At 61.9% G+C, this 21,733-nt stretch carries 22 protein-coding genes; 11 read left to right on the top strand and 11 right to left on the bottom strand.

What is annotated here, in order from left to right; all coding sequences use genetic code 11:
• Nucleotides 1-268 precede the first annotated feature (268 nt).
• From dmpG to AC57B6_RS06765, 6 genes are all read right to left on the bottom strand, one after another.
• Nucleotides 269-1,300, bottom strand: coding sequence for a 4-hydroxy-2-oxovalerate aldolase (gene dmpG, locus AC57B6_RS06740; RefSeq protein ID WP_496420898.1), 1,032 nt, complete (start codon nucleotides 1,298-1,300; stop codon nucleotides 269-271).
• Between the two features lie 9 nt (nucleotides 1,301-1,309).
• Nucleotides 1,310-2,209, bottom strand: coding sequence for an acetaldehyde dehydrogenase (acetylating) (locus tag AC57B6_RS06745; protein WP_496420899.1), 900 nt, complete (start codon nucleotides 2,207-2,209; stop codon nucleotides 1,310-1,312).
• A 59-nt stretch (nucleotides 2,210-2,268) separates the two neighbouring features.
• On the bottom strand, nucleotides 2,269-3,051 hold the full coding sequence (gene dmpE, locus AC57B6_RS06750; RefSeq protein WP_496420900.1) for a 2-oxopent-4-enoate hydratase: 783 nt from the start codon (nucleotides 3,049-3,051) through the stop codon (nucleotides 2,269-2,271).
• Nucleotides 3,052-3,135: 84 nt separating this feature from the next.
• The gene (locus AC57B6_RS06755) at nucleotides 3,136-4,527 is read right to left on the bottom strand and encodes a DUF1329 domain-containing protein (protein WP_496420901.1); all 1,392 of its coding nucleotides are present in this window, start codon (nucleotides 4,525-4,527) and stop codon (nucleotides 3,136-3,138) included.
• A 114-nt stretch (nucleotides 4,528-4,641) separates the two neighbouring features.
• On the bottom strand, nucleotides 4,642-6,231 hold the full coding sequence (locus tag AC57B6_RS06760; RefSeq protein WP_183796639.1) for a DUF1302 domain-containing protein: 1,590 nt from the start codon (nucleotides 6,229-6,231) through the stop codon (nucleotides 4,642-4,644).
• Nucleotides 6,232-6,360: 129 nt separating this feature from the next.
• The gene (locus tag AC57B6_RS06765) at nucleotides 6,361-7,173 is read right to left on the bottom strand and encodes an SDR family oxidoreductase (protein WP_496420902.1); all 813 of its coding nucleotides are present in this window, start codon (nucleotides 7,171-7,173) and stop codon (nucleotides 6,361-6,363) included.
• A 175-nt stretch (nucleotides 7,174-7,348) separates the two neighbouring features.
• Between AC57B6_RS06765 and AC57B6_RS06770 the strand changes: the two genes are divergently transcribed.
• From AC57B6_RS06770 to AC57B6_RS06785, 4 genes are all read left to right on the top strand, one after another.
• Complete coding sequence (locus tag AC57B6_RS06770; protein WP_082094425.1) at nucleotides 7,349-8,242, top strand: alpha/beta fold hydrolase; 894 nt, start codon at nucleotides 7,349-7,351, stop codon at nucleotides 8,240-8,242.
• Between the two features lie 120 nt (nucleotides 8,243-8,362).
• On the top strand, nucleotides 8,363-9,148 hold the full coding sequence (locus AC57B6_RS06775) for an SDR family NAD(P)-dependent oxidoreductase (RefSeq protein WP_025647803.1): 786 nt from the start codon (nucleotides 8,363-8,365) through the stop codon (nucleotides 9,146-9,148).
• Nucleotides 9,149-9,156: 8 nt separating this feature from the next.
• Entirely contained in the window at nucleotides 9,157-9,549 is a 393-nt protein-coding gene (locus tag AC57B6_RS06780) for a nuclear transport factor 2 family protein (RefSeq protein ID WP_025647804.1), read from the top strand.
• A 17-nt stretch (nucleotides 9,550-9,566) separates the two neighbouring features.
• The gene (locus tag AC57B6_RS06785; protein WP_496420903.1) at nucleotides 9,567-10,088 is read left to right on the top strand and encodes an acyltransferase; all 522 of its coding nucleotides are present in this window, start codon (nucleotides 9,567-9,569) and stop codon (nucleotides 10,086-10,088) included.
• A gap of 130 nt (nucleotides 10,089-10,218) precedes the next feature.
• On the opposite strand, the gene AC57B6_RS06790 is transcribed toward AC57B6_RS06785, so the two are convergent.
• Nucleotides 10,219-11,223 carry a helix-turn-helix transcriptional regulator gene (locus AC57B6_RS06790; RefSeq protein WP_025647807.1) on the bottom strand — a complete coding sequence of 335 codons (1,005 nt, stop codon included), beginning with the start codon at nucleotides 11,221-11,223 and terminating at the stop codon, nucleotides 10,219-10,221.
• A gap of 184 nt (nucleotides 11,224-11,407) precedes the next feature.
• On the opposite strand from AC57B6_RS06790, the gene AC57B6_RS06795 reads away from it, so the two are divergent.
• Both AC57B6_RS06795 and AC57B6_RS06800 read left to right on the top strand, forming a co-directional pair.
• Nucleotides 11,408-12,316: an AraC family transcriptional regulator gene (locus AC57B6_RS06795; protein ID WP_025647809.1), complete on the top strand. Its 909-nt coding sequence runs from the start codon at nucleotides 11,408-11,410 to the stop codon at nucleotides 12,314-12,316.
• A gap of 668 nt (nucleotides 12,317-12,984) precedes the next feature.
• The gene (locus AC57B6_RS06800; protein WP_025647812.1) at nucleotides 12,985-13,410 is read left to right on the top strand and encodes a DUF3830 family protein; all 426 of its coding nucleotides are present in this window, start codon (nucleotides 12,985-12,987) and stop codon (nucleotides 13,408-13,410) included.
• A gap of 143 nt (nucleotides 13,411-13,553) precedes the next feature.
• Here the strand turns inward: AC57B6_RS06800 and AC57B6_RS06805 are convergent, their stop codons facing one another.
• The 3 genes from AC57B6_RS06805 to shiA form a co-directional block, all read right to left on the bottom strand.
• Nucleotides 13,554-13,682, bottom strand: a complete 129-nt coding sequence (locus AC57B6_RS06805; RefSeq protein WP_030098873.1) for an MFS transporter small subunit — start codon at nucleotides 13,680-13,682, stop codon at nucleotides 13,554-13,556.
• A 10-nt stretch (nucleotides 13,683-13,692) separates the two neighbouring features.
• Nucleotides 13,693-15,096 carry an L-lactate MFS transporter gene (locus AC57B6_RS06810; RefSeq protein WP_025647816.1) on the bottom strand — a complete coding sequence of 468 codons (1,404 nt, stop codon included), beginning with the start codon at nucleotides 15,094-15,096 and terminating at the stop codon, nucleotides 13,693-13,695.
• Nucleotides 15,097-15,510: 414 nt separating this feature from the next.
• The gene (gene shiA / locus AC57B6_RS06815; RefSeq protein WP_496420904.1) at nucleotides 15,511-16,839 is read right to left on the bottom strand and encodes a shikimate transporter; all 1,329 of its coding nucleotides are present in this window, start codon (nucleotides 16,837-16,839) and stop codon (nucleotides 15,511-15,513) included.
• A 519-nt stretch (nucleotides 16,840-17,358) separates the two neighbouring features.
• On the opposite strand from shiA, the gene AC57B6_RS06820 reads away from it, so the two are divergent.
• The 5 genes from AC57B6_RS06820 (at nucleotide 17,359) to AC57B6_RS06840 (ending at nucleotide 21,322) form a co-directional block, all read left to right on the top strand.
• Nucleotides 17,359-17,580: a hypothetical protein gene (locus AC57B6_RS06820; protein ID WP_496420905.1), complete on the top strand. Its 222-nt coding sequence runs from the start codon at nucleotides 17,359-17,361 to the stop codon at nucleotides 17,578-17,580.
• Complete coding sequence (locus AC57B6_RS06825; protein ID WP_025647825.1) at nucleotides 17,558-18,277, top strand: GntR family transcriptional regulator; 720 nt, start codon at nucleotides 17,558-17,560, stop codon at nucleotides 18,275-18,277. Before AC57B6_RS06820 ends, AC57B6_RS06825 begins: the two co-directional genes overlap by 23 nt.
• 313 nt (nucleotides 18,278-18,590) lie before the next feature.
• Nucleotides 18,591-19,838 carry a formyl-CoA transferase gene (gene frc / locus AC57B6_RS06830; RefSeq protein ID WP_028193848.1) on the top strand — a complete coding sequence of 416 codons (1,248 nt, stop codon included), beginning with the start codon at nucleotides 18,591-18,593 and terminating at the stop codon, nucleotides 19,836-19,838.
• A gap of 18 nt (nucleotides 19,839-19,856) precedes the next feature.
• Nucleotides 19,857-20,642 carry a fumarylacetoacetate hydrolase family protein gene (locus tag AC57B6_RS06835; protein ID WP_496420906.1) on the top strand — a complete coding sequence of 262 codons (786 nt, stop codon included), beginning with the start codon at nucleotides 19,857-19,859 and terminating at the stop codon, nucleotides 20,640-20,642.
• On the top strand, nucleotides 20,639-21,322 hold the full coding sequence (locus AC57B6_RS06840) for an NAD(P)(+) transhydrogenase (Re/Si-specific) subunit beta (RefSeq protein ID WP_496420907.1): 684 nt from the start codon (nucleotides 20,639-20,641) through the stop codon (nucleotides 21,320-21,322). The genes AC57B6_RS06835 and AC57B6_RS06840 overlap by 4 nt, the downstream gene beginning before the upstream one ends.
• Before the next feature lie 59 nt (nucleotides 21,323-21,381).
• On the opposite strand, the gene AC57B6_RS06845 is transcribed toward AC57B6_RS06840, so the two are convergent.
• Complete coding sequence (locus AC57B6_RS06845; protein WP_030098868.1) at nucleotides 21,382-21,705, bottom strand: hypothetical protein; 324 nt, start codon at nucleotides 21,703-21,705, stop codon at nucleotides 21,382-21,384.
• Between the last annotated feature and the right edge of the window lie 28 nt (nucleotides 21,706-21,733).

Here is a 21,733-nt window from a genome sequence, read left to right on the forward strand (position 1 = left end):
CATGCAGCTCACGACTGGAAGACGGCCATGAACCAATTCGCTATCCTCTATCAGGATCGCTTCATCAGATCACCCGTGTAATTCTCCAAACGCCTTAAACACGGAAATTCTGACACCCCTGCGGTGTGAGCCGCTTTCTTTTGCCTACTTTTCTTTGCGGCAGGCAAAGAAAAGTAGGTGCCGCCCCGCACAGGGGCAACGCTAATAGACCGATAAGAAATCAAGGAAAGGCCAAAAGCCCAACAACAGAACCCCCCCAAAAAAACCTTTACACCAAAACCCCCCTCTCGCGAGCAAGCGTCAACGCCGTATCTTCAATCATATCCTCCTGCCCACCGACCAACCGCCTCCTCCCCATTTCAACAAGAATATCCCGTGCCGGAACCCGATACTTCGCTTCAGCCCGCTTGGCAAACAGCAAAAACGACGAATAAACCCCCGCATACCCAAGCGTCAACGCATCGCGATCGATCCGGATCGGCGCATCCATAATCGGCACGACAAGATCCTCGGCAACATCCGAAATCCCAAACACATCGACACCCGTCTCAATCGCCATCCGCTCGCACACAGCGATAAACACTTCCATCGGCGTATTGCCGGCACCAGCGCCAAGCCCCGCAGCCGCCGCATCGATACGATTGGCCCCCGCAGCAATAGCCGCGATCGAATTCGCAACCCCCATCGCAAGATTGTGATGGCCATGAAACCCCAACTCGGTCTCAGGTTTCAACGCAGCACGAACCAAGCCAATGCGCGCAGTCACATCGTCTGGCAACATATAACCGGCCGAGTCGGTAATGTAGATACAGTTCGCACCGTACGACTCCATCAGCTTCGCCTGCTTGACGAGCTGCTCGGGCGGCGACATGTGCGCCATCATCAAAAAGCCCACCGTGTCCATCTCCAGCTTGCGGGCAAGACCTATGTGCTGCTCGGACACGTCCGCTTCCGTGCAATGCGTCGCCACACGAATCGTGTGCACGCCAAGCCCGTGCGCCATACGCAAATGCTCAACCGTGCCGATGCCCGGTATCAACAGCGCAGACACCCGGGCCTGTTTTAGTTCTTCAATCACGGCGCTTAAATAGGCCTCGTCGGTATGCGCCGGAAATCCGTAGTTAACCGATGCGCCACCCAGACCGTCGCCGTGCGTGACTTCAATGAGCGGTACGCCAGCGGTGTCGAGACCGCGCGCGATCGAGCGCATCTGGTCGAGTGAAATCTGGTGACGCTTGGGATGCATGCCGTCGCGCAACGTCATGTCGTGGACGGTAATGCGGGTTCCTGCTAATGACATGGGAGCTCCTTACGCAGTGGCAGGGGATGCGGCAAGCATCTGTTGGGCAAAGACTTCAGCGGTACGCGCTGCGGCTGCGGTCATGATGTCGAGATTGCCGGCATATTTCGGCAGATAGTCGCCGAGACCTTCGACTTCCATGAACACAGACACGCGGCGGCCGTCGAACACAGGACCGTTTTTCAACGTATAGCCGGGCACGTACTGGCGTACTTCATCGATCATCGCGTGCACGGAAGCCGTGATCGCGTCGACGTCCGGCTCGCTCTCAGTCAGGCAATGGATCGTGTCGCGCATAATCAACGGCGGCTCGGCCGGATTGATCACGATGATCGCCTTGCCTACCGCCGCGCCACCGATCTGTTCGATCGCGAGCGACGTGGTGCGGGTGAACTCGTCGATGTTCTTGCGCGTGCCGGGGCCGACCGAACGCGACGATACGGTCGCGACGATCTCGCCATACGCCACGCGCTGTACGCGTGAAAGGGCGTACACCATCGGAATCGTCGCCTGGCCGCCGCAGGTGACCATGTTGACATTCATGGCGTGCTGGTCGATCTGCGCAGCGAGGTTGACCGGCGGCACGCAGAATGGGCCGATCGCGGCAGGTGTCAGGTCGATCACGCGCACGCCGCGCGCGGTCAGCTTGTCGGAATGCTCGCGGTGGACATACGCGGAGGTGGCGTCGAAGGCGATACGAATATCGTCGGAGGCCAGATGGGGCAGCAGGCCGTCAATGCCGTCGGCCGTCGTTTTCAAACCCATCTCGCGGGCCCGTGCGAGGCCGTCGGAATCCGGGTCGACACCGACCATCCACACGGGTTCGAGTACCGCGCTGCGGCGCAGTTTGTACAGTAGATCGGTGCCGATATTGCCGGGCCCGATCAACGCGCATTTGATCTTGCTCATTCAATGCATCCTCAAGGAAAAGACGGTGAAGCGCTCAGACGAAGTGCTCGGATGAATGCTCAGATGAAGCGCACCGAACAACTGCCGATACCTTCGATCCGCATGTGCAACTGGTCGCCACGGGTGACAGGAATCAACGCCGCCAGCGAACCCGACAACACCACTTCTCCGGCGAGCAGTGGCACACCGAGGTCGCCCAGCGTGTTTGCAAGCCACGCGACTGCATCGGCGGGGTGACCTAGCGCGGCGGCGCCGAAGCCTTCCGCGGCACGCGCGCCGTTCTTATCGAGCACCATGTGGCAGGCCGCGAGATCGAGCGTATGTGGCGCGACGCGTTCTTCGCCAAGCACGTAGACGCCGCATGACGCGTTGTCGGCCACCGTGTCGCCGATGCGAATCGCCCAGTCGCGGATGCGCGAATCGACGATTTCGAAGCACGCGCCGACCGTTTCGGTTGCCGCAAGCACGTCGTCTCGCGTGATGCCCGGACCGCGCAGATCGTCTTTCAGATAGAACGCTATCTCGCCTTCCGCGCGCGGCGCGATCAGCTTGTCGATCGGGATGTCCTCGCCGGCGACATAGTGCATGCCGGAAAGCAGCACGCCGAAATCCGGCTGGCGCACGTCGAGCATGTCCTGCACGGCCTGGCTCGTTACGCCGATCTTCTTGCCGACAATGGTTTCGCCGGCTTGAATGCGGCGGGCGACGAAGTGCTGCTGCACGCGGTAAGCGTCGGCAAGCGACAAACCCTCGGCGCGCGCCGAAAACGGTGCGATCGGCGCACGCTCGTGCCATGCGCGGTAAAGCTCGTCGTCGAGCGTGGTATGTAGTGTCGAAGTCATGGCGGGCGCGATTAGAAAGTAAAAAGCGCCGGGGCTGGACCTGAATCCGTCCCCGGCCGTGGTTTCGTTAGCGAGGCAACGAAATCAGTTGCCCGCGCCGCGAATCGCATCCGGCGAGAAGTACGCTTCGGTCAGTTGCGAGCCGCGTGTGAGCACCGGCATCGGTTCCTGATTCGACAGACGGTCCGCGTAATAAGCACCCGAGATCAGATCGTGATAGAACACGGCGGTCGAGTAGAACGATTTGGCGTCGTACGCGTAGAGCGTCGGGGCAAGGTTGGTGCGCCACAGCGTGCCGCGTGCGTCGTAGTTGTCTGCGGCGACTGCGTTCCAGGTGTCCTCGTCGAGATACAGCACCCGTTTCGCGTATTGATGGCGATAGCCGGACTTGAGCGTAGCCTGCAACACCCACACGCGATGCAGTTCGAAGCGCATGTATTGCGTGTTCTCATGGCCCTTTGTCAGCAGATCGGTGTATTTGATCGACGGGTCCATCAGCTTGTAGTTGTCATACGGCACATACACTTCGCGCTTGCCGAGGATCTTCCAGTCGTAACGTTCGCCCGAACCGTTGAAGAGGCGGTCGTCGTCGACGGTACGAAAGCCTCCCGGTCCTTCGGGCTGGTCGAAGCCGAACTCGGGCGCCTGGCGTACGCGCCGCGTACCGGGGTTATACGACCATGTGCGGCGGGTGTCGGAGCCTTCCTGGTCCCACATTTCGTAGCCGGTGATGATCGTGCCGCGATCCGAGAGCGGCAGCATGGTGGTCTGGCGGAAGAAGCTCTTCGCGTTCAACGGGCTCTTCGGATCGAAATGGTCCGCGCTGCGCGGTCCGTAAATCGCGTACTGCACCTTGCCCCACGCGATATTGCCGTCGGGGTAGACCACCGCCTGGTCGTAGGTCGCGGTTTCGCCTTCGACCGCGGACGCGAAGCGCAGATTCCACATCGCCTCGACGCCGTTTTTCGGCACCGGGAACGGCGTGACCGGCGGAAAATCCTTCAGGCCGTTCTGGTCTTTCGTCATCGTGGTGTTGGGCGAGTACAGGCGAATGTCCTTGTACACGGCGTCGCCATAGCTGAAATCGCGGTGGCTCGGGTAGACCGGAATCTTGAAGCTGTCGGCATACTTCTTGAGCAGCGCTTTTTCGCCATCGGTGAGACGCGCTTCGTGCTGCTGCATGTTTTGCGCGGTGATCACGAAGAGCGGCTTCTCGTTCGCATACGGATCGGGGAAACGCTGGCCCGGCTTGTAGTCGACGCCCGGTGGCGTGCCGAACCATTTGCCGCTCCACGCGGGGATCGTGCCGTCGGCGTTGCCTGCGCGCTCCGCGCCCATCGGCGTGAGCGGGCCTTCGAGTTTGGCGAGATCTTCCGGGCTGGTTTTGGCAAACGACGGGGCACCCAGTGTGACGGCGAGCGCGGCGCCCGCCGCGAACACGCAGACACGCAATGCGGGATTGAAAATTCGACTCATGACCAAATCCTCTTGCAGTAAAAAGACGGCTGATTCAAAGGGTGATACCTGCCGCAAAGCGCCCAAAGCGTGCGATACGCGCAATGCTCGCAATACGCGGGGCGCTTTGCAGCGTCAGAACGAGTAAGTGGCGGTGGCGAGCACGTAGTCGCGGTCGGCAAGCGGGCGATTGTTCGGGTCCGGCGTGCCGAGGAATTTCGCGTACACGATCCCGAGTTTCAGGTTGCTCAGACGCGTGAAGTTCACCCCCACTGTCACGCGGTGGTCGCCCACGCCGGTCAGCGAACCGAGCGCGCCGCTTAGCGCGGATTGGCCGGTGAAATCGTCGGCATAGGTGATCGGTACGTCGACGTCCCAGCCGCTGAAGACGTTCTTGTAGCTGAGCGTCCATGCCACCTCGAAGGCGGCGGAGTTGCGCGTGCTGGTGAGCGTCGTCGAGCCCATGACCGGCGTGATGTTGCCGGCGTGCACATACGAGATTTCGCCCACCAGCGTTTGCGACGCGGCAAGGAAGGTCGGTCCGATCGAATAGATCGCCGAGAGATTGGACTGCCAGACGTCGCCGCGCGTCGCCTGAGGCCCGGTGGGGGTATTCACGAGCACTGCGGCGCCTTGCCGGTACGACGTTTCACCCGCGACGTTCACGCCGTTCAGATCGGTCGAGAAGCTAAGGCCGGTGAGCTTGATGTGGTCGAAGTACTTTTGCTGGTACTGCAGTGTCGGGAAGTACGTCGTCACCACACTCGGGTTCATGTCGTTGTAGTGCAGGTAGTACGCGCCGAGCTCGGTGTCGCCGAAAACGCGCCAGCGCGCGCCGACGCCCCACTGGTCGTCGCCGTTCGGGCGGATGTCGTTGCCGCGCGGAATCCGCATGCCGCCTGGCCCGATGATGTATTGCGCGCCGGGGCCGACGACGTCTGAGTAGCTCCAGTAGCCGCCAGGCGGCACCAGCCTGTTAGGCTCGAACGCGAACTGGTAGTAGCCGAGCAGGCTGAAGTTCGGCGCGAGTTGCCATTGCGTCGAGATCTGCGGCACCGGCAGCAGGATATCTTTGACCTCCGCGCCGGCCACATACGACGCGGTGGCATTGGAGGGCCCCTGGGCGCCCGCGATATTCGGAAAGAACACGCTCTCGCCCCATGCGACAACCTGTTCGCCGACCTTGACGTTCAGGCTCGTGCTGCCCAGGTGGATGGTGTCGTACGCGTACGCCGCGAGCAACTGCGGATAGCCGCCGGCAAAGTAGCTTGCGTCGCTGGTGAACTGGTTGTACGCGCCGCTGTGGTTGACGGTGTAGGGCGCGTTGTTGCTGTTCGGGTGCTGGTAAGCCTGATCGTAGAACACATTGGCACGCACGAAGACCCCCCAGTCGTCGTGCTTGAGGTTCACCTCGCCCAGCAGGCTCACCTGGTTCTCGATCAGCTTGTTCTTCGCGAAGTTGCGGTCGCCGTCGTCGCCGTTGATGTTCGCCGGCGTGAGCAGATTGCCACTCGGCGAGCGGGTGCGCATTCCGAGGCCGTAGCCGAGCGTGAAGGTGTAGTCGAGTGTGGTGTCCGCGCCGAGATTGACGGTGTCGCCCGCGTAGGCGGGCGTGGCGAAGGTCGTCATCGTTGCCGCCGACGCCGCTGCCAGCACGGCGAGTCTGCATGCCGCGCACACTGCGCGCATTGCCGGTGCGCGCGCTTGTGTTCCGTTGATCTGCATCCTGTCTCCTCTGTGGTCACGTCTGAAATTTGTTGTGATCAGAGGTTAGGGGGCACGTGCGGCGCGAGAATCGTCAAAACGGACTAGTCGCTTGCCCCAGGGATGCGAGGTGGGCGCGCGTGAATGCGTCTATGAGTGGGTGGCGAACGCCTTGTGCAGATCGGTGGCGGCGAGAAAGGCGGGCACTTCGCCGCCGCCTTCGAGAATCAGGTTGCTGCCCGAGGCATAGGCGGCGTGCGGCGAGGCGAGGAACAGGCACGCGGATGCAACATCGCCGGGTTTCGCGAGACGGCCGGCGGGAATCGTCGCGGCGATGCTGGCGAGAGCGGACGCGGCATCCGCCGTGGAGGAACCCGTGTGGCCGCTCGTGGCGGCTTCTGTTTCGACGAGGCTCGGGCTGACCGCGCACACGCGAACCTTGGGTGCCCACTCCACGGCGAGCGAGCGCACTGCATTCAGCAAACCCGCTTTCGCCGCACCGTAGGCTGCGGTTCCCGGAGAGGGCCGCAAACCGCTCACGCTGCCGATGAACAGCAGGACGCCGCCTTCCGCTTGCTGCTGCATCAGCGCATTCGCTCGTTGCGCGAGATGCAGCGGCGCCAGCAGGTTCAGGCGGATGACGGCTTCGGTAAAGCGCGGCGAGGCCTGCGCAGCGAGCGCGAACGGCGCGCCGCCCGCGTTGTTCACGAGCACGTCGAGCCGGCCCGTTTCGCGTTCGATCCGCGCGAGCATGGCGTCGACGGTGTCGATATCGCGTACGTCCGCGGCGAAGAAACGTGGAGCGTTTTCAGGCATACCCGCAGCCGCGCTTGCGGGTGGTGTGCGTCCGCATACATAAACCGTTGCGCCCGCCGCCTGAAACGCCTGCGCGATGGCCGCGCCTATTCCCTTGGTGCCGCCCGTCACCAGCACCACCTTGCCGCTGAAATCGAACCCTGTCATTGCCGCTGTCTCCGTCTGTCCATGTGGGCCCGATGGTAGGAGAAATGCGGCGCTGCCTCGTAGTCTGAAAAGACGATGCCTCGCTGTGGATTCAAAGGGATGATGCTTTCGCTGGCGACCCTCATACAATCTGCCGCGCCCAACGAGCGCGGCGCGAGCTAGGAGACAAGCGCGCATGAACGCAACGCCTACCGAGTCCCAACACGCCGGAGCGCCTAGTAAGTCCGGCAGCGCATCGCAATCCTTGCAGGCGCCCAAAGGGATATTCACGGAAGTCCCCGGCGGCCTGACACTGCATCACTTCGAAGCCGGCAGCGGCGCACCCGTTGTGTTCATCCACGGCAGTGGCCCTGGCGCGAGCGGCTTCAGCAACTTCAAGTACAACTACCCGCAGTTCGCCGCGGCAGGGTTCCGGGCGATCGTGGTCGATCTGCCGGGCTACGGCGCGTCGTCGAAGCCCGCGGATGTGAACTACACGCTCGATTTCTTCGTCGACGCGTTGCGCGCGCAACTCACGGCGAACGGCATCGGCCGGGCCACCTTGCTCGGCAATTCGCTCGGCGGCGCAATCGCGCTGCAATACGCGCTCGATTATCCCGACGACGTCGACAGTCTGATCATGATGGCGCCGGGCGGTGTCGAAGAGCGCGAAACCTACTTCAGGATGGAAGGCATCCAGAAGATGGTGTCGCTCTTCACCAACCGCCAGATGAACCGCCTGACGATGCGGCAGTTGCTGGAACTGCTGGTGTACGACCGCAGCCTCGTCACTGACGCACTGGTCGAAGAACGGCTGAGCGTATGTGAACAGCAGCCGCCGGAAGTACTGTCGACCATGCGCGTGCCCAATCTGACTGAACGGCTCGGCGAACTCAAATGCCCGGTGCTGGGTTTCTGGGGCACGGACGACCGCTTCAATCCGGCCAGCGGCGCAATGCGTTTTCTCGAACACTGTGCCGACGCGCGCTTTGTTCTGATGAATCGCTGCGGGCACTGGGTGATGGTCGAGCATCGGCGTTATTTCAATCGCGAATGCCTGGAATTTCTCGCGGAACGGCGCGCCGTTTGAGGCATCCTTCGGATGCGGCGCGCCAGGGTGAACGGCTCGACGGGAGTGCCCGGCACGAGCCGCTCAAGTTCGCACGCCGCCGCAACCCCAACTACAACATGACAACATGACGGAGACGGTATGACATTCCCTCATCAACTATTCGACATGAGCGGCAAGGTGACCGCCATTACCGGCGGCGCGCGCGGCATCGGTGCGCAGACTGCCCGCACCCTGGCGGCGGCCGGTTCGGCAATCGCGGTGCTCGACGTGCTGACGGAGCCGGGCGAGAAACTGGTCGCCGAGATCAACGAGTCGGGCGGCCGCGCGGCGTTCTGGAAGATGGACGTCACGCAGGAAGAAAACGTGCAGCGCGTGTTCGGCGAAATTGCCACGCGCTTTGGACGGCTCGACGCGCTGGTGAACAACGCCGGGATCGAAGGGGCGAATCTGCCCACGCACGAAATGACGCTGCAGCAATGGCAGAAAGTCATCGACGTCAATGTGACGGGTGTGTTCCTCTGCACCAAGTACGCAATTCCGCACATGCTGACGGCGGGCGGCGGCTCGATCGTGAATCTGTCGTCGATGTATGGGCTGGTCGGCGGCCCGGATGTGCCGGCATACCACGCCTCGAAGGGCGCGGTGCGGCTGATGGCGAAGACCGAGGCGATGCTGTACGCCGCGCAGAACATCCGCGCGAATTCCGTGCATCCTGGCTTTATCCGCACACCGCTGCTGGAAGAGGCGTTCGAAAAGCTCGGTGACCCGGAGCAGATCTTCGCGCATATGAAAACGCTCGTACCGCTCGCGAAGATCGGCGACCCGCAGGATATCGCGGCGGGCATTCTGTATCTGGTGTCGCCGGCCGGCCGCTATGTGACCGGCACGGAGTTGGTGATCGACGGCGGCTACACCGCGCGCTAGGAGGACAGATGAACGCCAGCGAAAACATGAAAGCGCGCCTCGTCGACTATATCGAGGCATTCAATGCGGCCGATGCCGCCCGCGTCGTCGCGCTGTTCGCCGACAATGCGAGCGTCGAAGATCCCGTCGGCACGCCCTTGAAAGAAGGCCGCAGCGAGATCGAAACGTTCTATACCTACGCGACCTCGGTGGGCGCCCGGCTCGAACTGATGGCGCCGCCGCGCGGCTCGCACGGCAATAGCGCGTCGATCAGCTTTCGCGTGCATATCGCGGGGCAGGACGGCCGGCCCGCATACATCGACGTGACCGACGTGATGGACTTCGACGCCGCCGGCAAGATTGTGCGCATGCGCGCCTACTGGGGCGCGGACGACTATCACGTGCTCGCGCCCGCGAGCTGAACCGGAGCGGCGGCACAGTGGCGCTCTACGAGTTCAACGGCAAGCGGCCGCGCGTCGATCCGTCAGCGTACGTGCATCCGAGCGCCGTGCTGATCGGCGACGTAACGGTGGGTGCCTGCTGTTACATCGGGCCGCATGCGAGCCTGCGTGGGGATTTCGGTGCGGTGGTGGTGGAGCGTGGCAGCAACGTGCAGGATAGTTGCGTGCTGCACACCGGTGTGGCGAACACTTGCCGGCTCGGCGTCGACAGTCATGTCGGGCACAGCGCGATCGTTCACGGCGCGACGCTTGAACCGAACACGATGGTCGGCATGCATGCCGTTGTGATGGACGGCGTCGTGCTCGGCGCAACGAGCATCGTGGCCGCTTGTGCGTTCGTCAAGAAGGATTGGCGGGTGCCGGCGGGCGTGCTGGTGGCCGGGGTGCCGGGGCGAGTGGTGCGTAACCTGAGCGATGACGAGATCGTGGCGAAATCGTCCGGCACCCGGATTTACCAGCAGCTCGCGGCAGATTGCCTGCGCAGCATGCGCAGTGTTTGAGTCGAGTGCCGCTCATCGCGAGCGGCAACGGGTGCTAAGCAAATCGCGGCGGCAACGAGTGCTGCGCAAAAGTTCAAACACTGCGTCCGGCGCGCTTATCGCGCCGGACGCAGTGTTTTTTCAAGCTCTTCTACGTCACATACCCTTGCGCCACATTGATCAACTGCACGCGATTGCGCACGTTGAACAACTGCCGCAAACGCCGCAGGTGATAGTCGACGTTATGCGGAGACAGCCCAAGGAAATACGCAATCTCCTTGTCGCGCTGTCCCTGCACGACCGCCTTCAACACCGCGTGCTGCAACTCGCTCAGCGTGACGCGCTGTTGCTGCTGCGCGGGCGCGATCCCGATCACGCTCTTCGCGTGCGTCCAGATGAATTCGTGGATCGTATGCGCGAACATCAGCGTTTCGGCCACGATCGACTCCGTCATCCAGCGCGGGTTGCCGATCTCCGAGTTAAAGCACAGGCTTGCGCTCAGCTCCGGCTCGGGCAGCGGCATCTGCGTAAGAATGCCGCTTTTACGGCCGGTGGCCTCCAGCATGTCGATCAGCCCGCCGAGCCTTTCGCTGCGCATCTGCGCACGCGGCAGGTCGGCGCGCATATCGGCCGTGTTCCAGAGGAACGGCATGCCGGTCGGCGACGCCAGCGCGACGCGCGGATCGAGCTCGAAATAACGCTCGCGGAAATAGCGCGTGAGCCAGGCCTGCGACTCGTAGCTAGTCAGCACGAACATCGTCTTGTGATGTGCGGTGGTGCGCGTGGCTGAATAGCTGAACGAGTCGAAGCCAAGTTGCTTGATGCGCCGCCGCACGAACTCCATGCGGTCCTGCGCGCTGCCGAATCGCACCAGCGGACTGATGATCGGCGCGGACCGCCGCGCGGCGGGCGAGGGCGTGCCGATCTCCTCCTCGGTGAAGAGCGTGAGGAAACCTGCGGGCGCGACGCTTGTTGCGGTGCGGGCAGATGCCCTGGATGCTTCAGCCGCGTGGGCTGAATTCCCGGGTTGCCGCGTGCCGGCCGGGTAAGCCGGTTGTGCGGCAACCGCTGAGGTGTAAGCCGCCGACACGTGGCTGGCTTCGCCTTGCGGCGAGCCGGTTAGCCAATGCGGCAGCGTATCGCATTCGTGTTCCATGAAACGGTAGCTCCAGCGTTCAAAACGCATGAAAGACGACAACCTGGATGATTAACTATTTCCAAATATTACGGTAGCCGGTTCCTTGCTATCATTTTTGAGATCTTGCGCTGACCTCTAACCGGCGATGCGGGTGTAACAGGGTTTGCTCATGTACATACGGGACCTCCCAGGAAGAGACGTGATGGCAAAAATTCCAAGGCTGACAACGACGCTTGCCTACGACCGCTATATGGCGGGAAAAAAATTGGTGTCGAGCGTGGATCGCCCGTGGCGGCACCTGGTGCTGCGCTCGTACCTCGAACCGGCCGAGCAGGAACTGCTGGAAGCACCTGGCCTGCAGGACGTCACGTTGATGACGCTCGGCAGCGGCGCCGAACACCTCGAGCGCAACGTGAACGGGCACTGGGAGAGCGCCGAGCTGCGCATGGGCGACGTCTGGTACGTGCCGCCCGTGCCGGTCTCGTGGCGCTGGCGTTCGACCAGCGATGAGCCGCTGTCGACTGTCCATTTGCACCTGGAGCGCAGCCTGATCGACAGCGTCGCCGACCAGATGGAACTGGGCGGCTCACGCGAGCTGTCGCTGGGCGACGCGATGCAGTTTCACGATCCACTGATCGCCGCGATGCTCGGCGCGCTGCATCGCGCCGCGGGCGACCCCGCCGACTCGCGGCTGTATGTTGACGCGCTGGCCCACGCGCTCGCCGCTCATTTATTGCAACACTATTCGCGCGGTCCTGACGTGGGCTGCTTGCCGTCGCATCCCGAGCGCCTGGTGCCGCGCCGTATCCGCCGTGTAACCGATTACATCCGTGCCAATCTTGCCGCCGATCTGGCCATTGGCGAACTGGCCGCACAGGCCGGTTTAAGTAACTTTCATTTTGCTCGGGTGTTTCGCCGCGAGACCGGTGAAACACCTCATCAGTTCGTTACGCGTTTGCGGCTCGAGGAGGCCGCGAGATTGCTGCGCGCCACCGATCAGCCGGTGCTGCAAATCGCGCTTGCGGTTGGTTACGAGAACGCCAGTCATTTCTCCGTGCAGTTCAAACGTGGCTACGGCGTGACGCCGCTTGCCTACCGGCTGCGCGGCTGAGTGTCGGGTTGTGCGGCTGAATCGTATGAGCGGCTCGCCAGCATGCGATGCCCGAGCGGTGCGCCGGCGCTTCAAGGCGCGCGGGAGTTCGCCGGTTGCGACACGTTGTTCTGCCGGGCGGCGCCGCAAGGTTCGCGCGTGGCCTGGCATGTCAAGATAGTCGCAGGGGTATCGAGGGCAAGGTTCTCGCGGCGGCGTGTGAAACTTCCACGGTGACGCCGGTTCCTTCGCCAGCTTTGCCGTCCGTTGAATTGCCGGAACGGACGTCATGCACTTTTCGCAGTTTGCTGCGCATTGCATCGCTTGCAAACTACGAAGTTTCGTGGCGTGCGCGCCGGTAAAGCTGGCATGCAGGGGCCCGATCGGTGTTCAGGCCGGTTTACCGCCGACCTTTTCGCCATCGTGCAGCATGAAACAAAAAGCCGGAGCAGCCATGGCCTTGGACGGATCGCGGAGCATTGCGGCACAGCCTGATAGTTTGTGATGGGGCACGGCGATCCGCTTCCCGAGCGGTAGCCGTCGCCACTGGTTCAACTGGCCTGACCAGTTGGACGGCAAGTGTATCTGTCGAAGCCTTGCACGGGCCGACAGAATGTTGCGCCTGCAGCCGCGCCCCGGCCGGCGTCTGACCGACCTTTCCACTCAACCCGTCACACGGATATCCAGCGATGACCCGACTTCGAATTACCGCCTGCGGCCATGTCTTTACTGCCGAAACGCATCCTGACGCGCCGCAAACGGTGGCCGCTTTTCTGAAGCTTCTGCCATACCGTCAGAAGCTCATCCACGTGCGCTGGAGCGGCGAGGGCTGCTGGGTTCCGCTTGGCGACTTCAAACTCGAAAACGACGGCGCGGCGGTCGGCTTCGAAAATCACACGAGCCATCCGTCGGTTGGCGACATCCTGTTCTATCCGGGCGGTTACAGCGAAACTGAGATCATCCTCGCGTACGGGTCGTGCTGCTTCGCGAGCAAGCTGGGCCAACTCGCGGGCAATCACTTCCTGACGATCGTCGAAGGCAAGGAAAAGCTGCGCGAACTCGGTACGAAGGTGCTGTGGGAAGGCGCGCAGGATGTGCTGTTCGAGAAAATCTGAAGCGACGATGTACCGGTGAGAGGCCGGAGGCAGGGAAAGCGGGCAGAGACGAATGCGCGGTTTGCGCGCGCCGTCGGCCCGCTTTTTTTGCGCCCCGCACGGTCGATCGTGCGGGGGTTGTGCAGCGCAGTGCAGTGCAGTGCTTACCTGAACAGCTTCATTGCCTGCGTGAGCGTATTGATCACGCCCCATGCCAGCGGCAGCGTCACATACAGCCAGAAGACGGCGAGCTTGACCTTGTTGGTCGGATGAACGGCTTGAACGGTCGACATGCGAGTCTCCTTAGGCGCCTTTGGCGAGTTGTGCGTCGGTCATGTGGTGCTTGTCGTCGACACGCTTGACCAGCAGGTTGCAGATAAAGCCGATCACCAGCAGCACGACCATGATGTGAATCGTCATCGTGTAGGCATCCGCCTTGGCGACGCCGTGCTCCACCTGATACGCGCGGATGTAGTTCACCAGCACCGGGCCCGCCACACCCGCCGCGGCCCAGGCGGTCAGCAGACGGCCGTGAATGCCGCCCACGAATGCCGTGCCGAACATGTCCGCGAGATACGCGGGGACCGTCGAGAAGCCGCCGCCGTACATCGACAGGATCACGCAGTACGCGAGCACGAACAGAGCGATCTGGCCGGAAGCCGCGAAGCCGGGCACGAGGTAGTACAGCACGGCGCCTAGCGCGAAGAAGATGAAGTAGGTGTTCTTGCGGCCGATCCAGTCCGAAGCCGAAGCCCACACGAAACGGCCGCCCATGTTGAACAGCGACAGCAGACCGACGAACCCGGCCGCCGCGGCTGCCGTCACGGTACCCTTGAAGCTTTCCTGAATCATCACCGACGCCTGGCCGAGAATGCCGATGCCCGCGGTCACGTTGAGGAACAGCACCAGCCAGATCAGATAGAACTGCGGCGTTTTCAACGCCTGGTCGATGTGCACGTGGTTACGCGAAATCATCTTCTTCTGATTGGTCGCGGGCGGCGTCCAGCCGGCCGGCTTCCAGTCTGCCGGCGGCACGCGAATCGCGAGTGCGCCGATCGACATCGAGATGAAGTACGCAATGCCGAGCACGACGAAAGTTTCGGCCACGCCAATGCTCGTCGCGCTGCGGAAGTGGTTCATCAACGCCACGGACAACGGCGCGGCAATCATCGCGCCGCCGCCGAAGCCCATGATCGCCATGCCGGTCGCCATGCCGCGGCGGTCGGGAAACCAGCGGATCAACGTCGACACCGGCGACACATAGCCAAGCCCGAGTCCAATTCCGCCGATCACGCCGTAGCCCAGATAGAGCAGCGCGATCTGATGCAGATGCACGCCGAGTGCGGCAATCAGGAAGCCGCCGCCGAAGCAGCACGCGGCGGTAAACATCGTGCGGCGTGGACCGACGTGTTCGAGCCACTTGCCGGCAAACGCGGCCGACAAACCAAGGAACACGATCGCCAGCGAAAAGATCCAGCCGAGCGAAGTCAGCGACCAGTCGTCAGGGGCGGATTGGGTAATGCCGATAACTTTGGTGAGCGGCCCGTTGAACACGGAGAAGGCGTAGGCCTGGCCGATACACAGGTGAACCGCGAGCGCCGCGGGCGGAACCATCCAGCGCGAAAACCCCGGTTGCGCGACGGTGGCCTGTTTGGAAAAGAATGGGGCTGAGCCTGAAGTGCCATTCGGCTCGGTGATACTACTCATGGTCGGTCTCCGGTGAGGAATTCTTTGTTATCGGCGCTTCATACACAATGCTTAAGTGTCGCGGCGTAAAAAAATTGCAAGTAATCCGTCATCAATATATGTACTCGAATTTCATATGTTGTATGCAAATTCGATATAAGCCCCGATTGGACGAACGATAGGACGCAGGCATAGCCTTTGCAATATGAGATGCAAATGCATAAGGTATTAGCCTGGTGAAATACGACCGTAATTTGCCGAATTGCGGCAACGCGGCATGAAGCATCGGAATTAACGACCTGAGGCGCGGGATCTGGATGCCGGAACCGGCAGGAAGGCGGGGACAAAAGAGAAGCGGGCCGGCGTGGCGTTTTCGCCAGGCCGGCCCGTCGGAACATCGCAACAATCAGTGAACTGTGAGACCCGCGGTGAGAGTCAGGCGACGCCGCGCCCGGTCTTCATTTTCGCGGCCACCAGCACCGAGATCAGGCAGCCGATCGCGAGGTAAGCCGCCACCGGATGCCACGAGCCGCCGGCAAAACTGACCAGCGCCACCGCGATAAACGGCGTGAAGCCGCCGCCGACCACGCTCGCCACCTGATAGCCGACACCCGCGCCGCTATAGCGATACTCGGTACCGAATAGTTCGGTGAACATGGGCTGCTGCACGCTCACGACCATATCGTGGGCGACGTTGGCGAGCATGACCGCGAAGATCACGATCCACACCGTCGAGCGCGCTTCGAGCGCGAGGAAGAACGGCACCGCGCTGAACATGCCGACCAGCGCGCCGATGATATACACGCGGCGGCGGCCGAAACGGTCAGCCAGCCACGCGAAGCAGGGAATCGTCACGCAACTCACCGCGCCCACCAGCAGGCCGATCGAGAGGAAGAACTCGCGCGGCATGTGCAGATTGGCCGTGGAGTAATTCAGCGCGAACGCCGTCACGATGTACATCGTGAACAACTCGGCGAGGCGCAGTGCGATGATCAGCAGGAAAGCCTTCGGGTGCTTCAGCAAGGCCTCGACGATCGGCAGCCGCACGCTGCGTTCGCCGTGCGCGCCGACCTTCTCGACGAACTCCTTCGACTCTTCCATGCTCGAGCGGATCCACAGCGCGATGAGCACCAGCACCACACTGAACAGAAAGGGCAGGCGCCAGCCCCAGCTCAGGAACGACGCGTTGTTCATCGAACGGCTGATGATCGCGACGAGGCCGGTCGAGAGCACGAGACCCACGCCATAGCCGACCTGCACACCGCTGCTGTAGAAGGCCTTCTTCTTTTCCGGCGCGCTTTCGACCGCCATCAACGCCGCGCCGCCCCATTCGCCGCCGACCGCGAAACCCTGGATCGCGCGCAAGGTCACGAGCAGCACCGGCGCCCACCAGCCGATGCTGGAGAAAGCCGGCAGCAGGCCGATCGCGGCGGTGGAGAGGCCCATCATCATGACCGTGAGAACCAGCATGCGCTTGCGTCCAAGCCGGTCGCCGTAGTGGCCGAACACGAAGCCGCCGAGCGGCCGGAACAGAAAGCCGACGCCGAAGGTCGCGAAGGCGGCGAGCGTGCCCATTGCCGGACTGACCTTCGGGAAGAACTCAGCATTGAAGACCAGCGCGGCGACGATGCCGTACAGCAGAAAGTCGTACCAGTCGACCACGGCGCCGACAAAGCTGCCGAGCGCCGCCTTGCGTGCCTGGCTGCGCGCGGAGTTGTTGCCGGCCGCGGCCGATTTCGGCGCTTTGGGGATGGTGGTACTCATGACGGTGTCTCCTTCGGATTCTCGGACTGCGGTTCGGGATCGCGTGGCGGAAGATAAGCCCAGGAATCAGCGCCGGCCGCCGCCGACCCGTTGCAGGATTTCCGAAGGTTAATGACGCGATGCATATCTCACAATCCGCATTCGATGCAGATTGCGCGATTATCGATCGTTTATGCGCGCATAGCGCGCGTTTTACGCGTTTACACCAAGCCGCTTCAGTGATTGTGCTGGGCTCCGCACGCCGGAGCCGCGCCGAATCACGCAGGGTGTCGCTCGCAAGCAGTTGCGCCTCGCCAATGCGATTGCGCTGTATCGGGAGCCGGGCGGCGGCTGGCAGGCGGAGGGCAGCGTGACCGTCTGGGGCAATTCAGGCGTGCCTTGTAGCGGGCGATCGTGCTACCTTGATTTGATGTCTGGAAACAACAACTCCTGATATACTACATACGGAATATTGATATTTGCGGCATTGCAGCATATGATTGAGGCATCTGTTCATTTACTCAATCATTGGAGTTGCAAATGGAATTTGTTCCTTTCGCGTTGCTCGCCGTCGCTGTCGTGGGTTTAGGCTCGGCCGCCACCGTTCTGTTGACCCGCTGGATTCCGCAGCCGGTTGCGCAACTTGCAGCGCAGCATGGTCGCTTTGTCGGTCTGGGCGAGCAGGGCGTCGCAGCGCCGGCGGCGCCGTATCGTGCGCATGTTCAACAAGAGGCGATGAATGTCGTCAGAACTTCAAACTGAAGCAGTGGCCACACCGTTGACGTTGTCATTGCAGCCGATCGGCGCGAGCGCGAGCTTGCGCGATCAGGCGTATACGATGCTCCGCCAGGCGATAGCCGACGCGGACATTTATCAGAATCGCGAAGAAATCCGTCTCGACGAGCGCGTGCTGAGCGAATCGCTGGGCGTCAGCCGCACGCCGGTGCGCGAGGCTATGACGCTGCTCGAACAGGAAGGTTTTCTGCGCATGGTGCCGCGCCGCGGCATCTACATCGTGCGCAAGAGCAAGCGCGAAATTGTCGAAATGATCCAGATGTGGGCCGCGCTGGAAAGCATGGCCGCGCGTCTGGCCACGCTGCATGCCACGGACGAGGAAATCGCCCGTCTGCGCCATATGTTCGACAATTTTCGCGACGCCACGCCGGCCGAACATATCGCCGAGTATTCCGACGCCAATATCGCGTTTCATCAGGCGATCGTCGAACTGTCGAAATCGCAGATCATTCTCGATACGATCAAGAACATCTTCATCCACGTGCGGGCGATTCGCCGCATGACCATTTCGCAAAGTGACCGCGCGTCGCGTTCGATCGTCGATCACCTGCGCATTATCGAGGCGCTGGAGCAACGCGATACCGAACTCGCTGAGCGGCTCACGCGCCAGCATTCGCTGGATCTGGCGGCGTTTGTCGAAGCCAATTGCGATTTTCTGGATTGAGTTGATCGCTGCCCCGACGCCTGATAGCGGCGCGAATTAAAAGCCTGCGGTGATGTTCACCGCAGGCTTTTTTATTTCTGCGCCCTGAATCTGACAGGCGAGGCTGGCGTGACGTGCCATGCAGCAGCGTCTGAATCGCACCCTGATGCTGTATTTAGCCGGCATGTTCGATGAGATTCGCGCACATTTTCCTGGTTCGTCCATTCGCTGTCATTTTGCGCTACGGGATAAGCCTCGCTTGACGCTCTGTAAAATATGGTATGTGATATATCAAAAGGGCAAACGGCTGACGGAAGACTTCTGGAGACAAGATATGAGTAAAGCACTCGACGGCGTGCGCATTCTCGATTTCACCCATGTGCAATCGGGCCCGACCTGCACGCAGTTGCTCGCGTGGTTCGGTGCGGACGTGATAAAGGTGGAGCGGGCCGGCGCCGGCGACATTACGCGCGAGCAGTTGCGCGATATTCCCGACGTGGACAGCCTGTACTTCACGATGCTCAATCACAATAAGCGCTCGATCACGATCGACACCAAGAATCCGGAAGGCAAGCTGGTGCTCGAGGCATTGATCCAGAAGTGCGACGTGCTGGTGGAGAACTTCGCGCCGGGCGCGCTCGATCGAATGGGCTTTACGTGGGAACGGATACAAGAACTGAATCCGCGCATGATCGTGGCGTCGGTCAAAGGCTTCGGCCCGGGTCCCTACGAGGACTGCAAGGTCTACGAGAACGTCGCGCAATGCGCGGGCGGCGCGGCTTCGACCACCGGTTTCGACGATGGCCCGCCGGTAGTGACCGGCGCGCAGATCGGCGACAGCGGCACGGGTTTGCATCTGGCGCTTGGCATTGTCACGGCGCTGTATCAGCGCACGCAAACCGGGCGCGGCCAGAAGGTGCTCGCCGCGATGCAGGACGGCGTGCTCAACCTGTGCCGCGTAAAACTGCGCGACCAGCAGCGGCTCGAACGCACCGGCGTGATGAAGGAATATCCACAATATCCGAACGGGACGTTCGGCGAAGCGGTGCCGCGCGCCGGGAATGCTTCGGGCGGCGGTCAGCCAGGCTGGATTCTGAAGTGCAAGGGCTGGGAGACGGACCCGAATGCGTATATCTACTTCATCACGCAGGCGCCGGTGTGGGCAAAAATCTGCAATGTGATCGGCAAGGAAGAATGGGCCACCGATCCGAACTACGCGACCCCGGCCGCACGCTTGCCACATCTGAAGGACATCTTTGCCGAGATCGAGCGCTGGACCATGACCAAGACCAAGTTCGAGGCCATGCAGATTCTGAACAAATACGACATTCCTTGCGGGCCAATTCTGTCGATGAAGGAAATTGCCGAAGAGCCGTCGCTGCGCAAAACCGGCACGATTGTCGAAGTGGATCACCCGACTCGCGGCAAGTACCTGACCGTTGGCAATCCTATCAAACTGTCCGACAGCCCGACCGAAGTCAAACGCTCGCCGCTGCTGGGTGAACACACCGACGAAGTGATGGCTGAACTCGGCTACTCACCCGAGCAGATCAACGCATTGCGGACCGCCGGCGCGATTTGACGGCTCAAGGAGCGACGTATGGATACGTGGATGCGTTTCATGTCTAGCGACGGTGGCATCGTGTTTGGCCGGGTGGAAGGCGGCTATCTGCACGAGTACGAAAGTCTCGAGCAACCGGTGCCGACCGGCGCGGTGTTGTCGACACGAGCACTTACGCCGCTCGCGCCATGTGCGCCCGGCAAGATTGTCGCGTTATGGAATAACTTTCATGCGCTCGCGGCGAAGCTCGACAAGCCTGTGCCTGCCCATCCGCTATTCCTGCTGAAGCCGGCGGGATCGGTGATCGGCTCGGGTGAGGCAATCCGGCGGCCGCCCAGCTATGCGGGCAAGATCGTCTACGAAGGTGAACTCGGAATCGTGATCGGACGGCGCTGCCGCGATGCGAGCGCTGAAGAGGCCGCGGATTCGATCTTCGGCTACACCCTCGTCAACGACGTGACCGCGGCCGATCTGCTGAACGAAAATCCCCACTTTCCGCAGTGGTGCCGCGCAAAGGGCTTCGATACGTTCTGCTGTATCGGACCTTCGATCGTTTCCGGTTTCGCCTGGTCCACAGCGCGTCTCGTGACGATGCTCGACGGTGTGGAGCGGCAAAACTATCCGCTTGCCGATATGGTGTTTTCTCCTGCCGAGCAGGTGCGGCTGATTTCGCAGGACTTGACGCTCGAACCGGGCGATGTGATTGCATGCGGCACGTCGGTTGGCGTTGGATCGATCAAGGATGGTGCGACCGTGACGATCACGGTCGGGGGGATCGGCACGTTGAGCAATGCGCTGACCGCCGCCTGTGAGGTCGTGCTATGACGCAGCGGCCCGGCCTCGTAGCGTTGTTCGGCAGCGCCATGGGACTGGCTGTGATGGTGGGCGGCTTCGCCTGCTATCTTTCGGCGGCGATGGTGACGACGGCGACACCGACGAATGTCGAGCGTTTCGAACTCTATACGGCGGTGTTCATCGGTGCGCTGGTTTTTGCCGCGTGCGCAATCGCGTTCTGCATGCTGCGCGGCACATTGAATCTCAGCGCGGCGGCGCGTCCGGGTCACGGCATCGTCAATGTATCGGCGCTGCTGCTGTGTGGGTGGCTTGGCTACTGCTTCGTCACCGAGCAGGCCCAGCCGTTCGGGCTCGCCGCGCTGCTGGCGATGAGCGTGCTAGCAGCGGCGCTGGGTATGCATCTGATGGCGAATCGCGCCTACTCCCACTTCCACAATTCCGGCGCCTACGCGTTCGGCGCACGCCGCCATGCGCGTGGTGATGCGCGTTGTCACGCGGGAACGCGCAAGCAACAAGGCGTGTTGGCGCGCATCGAATGGCACGGTGGGGAAGAGCAAACATGGGCGCTGCGTGAGATCACGCCGGGCATGGTGCGCGCGGCAGCATACCGGCATCGTCGCGGCTGGCACGATACTGGGAAGATGGGCGCACACAGGCATGGGCCTGTACGCCAGCACGCCATGCACCGCGCGATGTACCGTCAAAGATGAATACAGGGATACGTCGAGCGGAACGCTGGATGAATGGCGGGAGCCTCCCACCGAAGTCTCTATTCGCTGGCTTCGCTGACCCCGTTGGCTGGCGCGAACTCGCTGTAATACCTGAGCTTCCTGCTCAGAATCATCTGGGCGAGAAACTCGGCGTCATACGCTCGGTGAAGATGCGAGTGAAATCGCTCGATGTAGGCCGTGATACGCGCCGCTTCACTATTGAATTCCTTCAGCACATCCAGTGTGGTCTGGTCCCAGCGGAACCGCAGGCCGAGGTCGCTGAAGGCGGCGTTGTAGGCGCTCAGGTGGGCGTCGTCGGCACTGCTCACGGCAGCGCGTGGGGACAGCGTGCTGGCATGAGCGTCAAGCGGAGCGGAATTCATGATCGGCCTCCTCGGCAGACAAGTAAGA

This window comes from Paraburkholderia sp. BGA-UO-ETr-F12 (assembly GCF_059567945.1).

Bases quoted from the DNA above. Each gene is read 5' to 3' on its own strand.
- AC57B6_RS06765 (WP_496420902.1), bottom strand. From the start codon at position 7,173: ATGACAGGGTTCGATTTCAGCGGCAAGGTGGTGCTGGTGACGGGCGGC.
- AC57B6_RS06795 (WP_025647809.1), top strand. From the start codon at position 11,408: ATGGCAAAAATTCCAAGGCTGACAACGACGCTTGCCTACGACCGCTAT.
- AC57B6_RS06810 (WP_025647816.1), bottom strand. From the start codon at position 15,096: ATGAGTAGTATCACCGAGCCGAATGGCACTTCAGGCTCAGCCCCATTC.
- AC57B6_RS06820 (WP_496420905.1), top strand. From the start codon at position 17,359: ATGGAATTTGTTCCTTTCGCGTTGCTCGCCGTCGCTGTCGTGGGTTTA.
- AC57B6_RS06845 (WP_030098868.1), bottom strand. From the start codon at position 21,705: ATGAATTCCGCTCCGCTTGACGCTCATGCCAGCACGCTGTCCCCACGC.
- AC57B6_RS06840 (WP_496420907.1), top strand. From the start codon at position 20,639: ATGACGCAGCGGCCCGGCCTCGTAGCGTTGTTCGGCAGCGCCATGGGA.
- AC57B6_RS06835 (WP_496420906.1), top strand. From the start codon at position 19,857: ATGGATACGTGGATGCGTTTCATGTCTAGCGACGGTGGCATCGTGTTT.
- frc (WP_028193848.1), top strand. From the start codon at position 18,591: ATGAGTAAAGCACTCGACGGCGTGCGCATTCTCGATTTCACCCATGTG.
- AC57B6_RS06780 (WP_025647804.1), top strand. From the start codon at position 9,157: ATGAACGCCAGCGAAAACATGAAAGCGCGCCTCGTCGACTATATCGAG.
- AC57B6_RS06800 (WP_025647812.1), top strand. From the start codon at position 12,985: ATGACCCGACTTCGAATTACCGCCTGCGGCCATGTCTTTACTGCCGAA.
- AC57B6_RS06755 (WP_496420901.1), bottom strand. From the start codon at position 4,527: ATGAGTCGAATTTTCAATCCCGCATTGCGTGTCTGCGTGTTCGCGGCG.
- AC57B6_RS06825 (WP_025647825.1), top strand. From the start codon at position 17,558: ATGTCGTCAGAACTTCAAACTGAAGCAGTGGCCACACCGTTGACGTTG.
- AC57B6_RS06745 (WP_496420899.1), bottom strand. From the start codon at position 2,209: ATGAGCAAGATCAAATGCGCGTTGATCGGGCCCGGCAATATCGGCACC.
- AC57B6_RS06760 (WP_183796639.1), bottom strand. From the start codon at position 6,231: ATGCAGATCAACGGAACACAAGCGCGCGCACCGGCAATGCGCGCAGTG.
- shiA (WP_496420904.1), bottom strand. From the start codon at position 16,839: ATGAGTACCACCATCCCCAAAGCGCCGAAATCGGCCGCGGCCGGCAAC.
- AC57B6_RS06805 (WP_030098873.1), bottom strand. From the start codon at position 13,682: ATGTCGACCGTTCAAGCCGTTCATCCGACCAACAAGGTCAAGCTCGCC.
- dmpG (WP_496420898.1), bottom strand. From the start codon at position 1,300: ATGTCATTAGCAGGAACCCGCATTACCGTCCACGACATGACGTTGCGC.
- AC57B6_RS06790 (WP_025647807.1), bottom strand. From the start codon at position 11,223: ATGGAACACGAATGCGATACGCTGCCGCATTGGCTAACCGGCTCGCCG.
- AC57B6_RS06770 (WP_082094425.1), top strand. From the start codon at position 7,349: ATGAACGCAACGCCTACCGAGTCCCAACACGCCGGAGCGCCTAGTAAG.
- dmpE (WP_496420900.1), bottom strand. From the start codon at position 3,051: ATGACTTCGACACTACATACCACGCTCGACGACGAGCTTTACCGCGCA.
- AC57B6_RS06775 (WP_025647803.1), top strand. From the start codon at position 8,363: ATGACATTCCCTCATCAACTATTCGACATGAGCGGCAAGGTGACCGCC.